Raw genomic sequence first — 581 nt, 5'->3', positions numbered from 1 at the left:
GCGGGCACGAACATCGCCTCGCCGGGGCGGCCTCGGTGACGGTGACGGTCATGCCGTCGGGCCAGGCCCGGTCGACCTCTGCGGAGGCGACGCCCGGCACCTCGGCGGCCCGGCCGGCGATCTCGTCGGTGGGGAGCAGCAGCACGCTGTCGCCGGTGTGGGAGGCGACGGCCTCGCGTACGTCCTCCTCGGCGACGTACCCGGTCCCCTCGACGGTGATGTCGCGGACCTGCAGGGCCGGGAGCATCACGGCGGTGGCGAGGGCGGCGACGAGCACGAGCAGGGTCACGAGGGTGCCGGCGATGATCGCGCGCCGACGCCGGCGCCACGGGCGTCCCGCGACGAGCTCGCGGAAGCGGTCCGCGGCCTGGACGACGCGGCCGCCTCCCGACTCCTCCTCCTGCGTGCGGGGCGGGGCGAGCGGCGCCTCGGGCTCGACGGCGGGTCGTCCCAGGCTGCGGCTCCGGCCCCGGCCTGCGCCCGGCGCCGGGGACGGCGACGGGGCCGAGTGAGCCGAGGGGGCCGAGCGTGCACTGCGGGCCGAGGGCGCCGGAGCGGCGCTCCGTCCGGTCGACGCGGCG

At 79.0% G+C, this 581-nt stretch carries 1 protein-coding gene; it reads right to left on the bottom strand.

Translation table 11 applies throughout. The features are described from left to right. Positions 1-289 (bottom strand): cell division protein FtsQ/DivIB (locus tag HMPREF3159_RS17955; protein WP_246821627.1); only part of this gene is annotated, 289 nt, incomplete at its 3' end. Between the last annotated feature and the right edge of the window lie 292 nt (positions 290-581).

It is taken from the genome of Brachybacterium sp. HMSC06H03 (assembly GCF_001807385.1).
Lineage (GTDB): Bacteria > Actinomycetota > Actinomycetes > Actinomycetales > Dermabacteraceae > Brachybacterium > Brachybacterium conglomeratum.
Note: the sequence above shows the minus strand (reverse complement) of the source record. Positions and strands in the feature narration are given on the sequence as shown.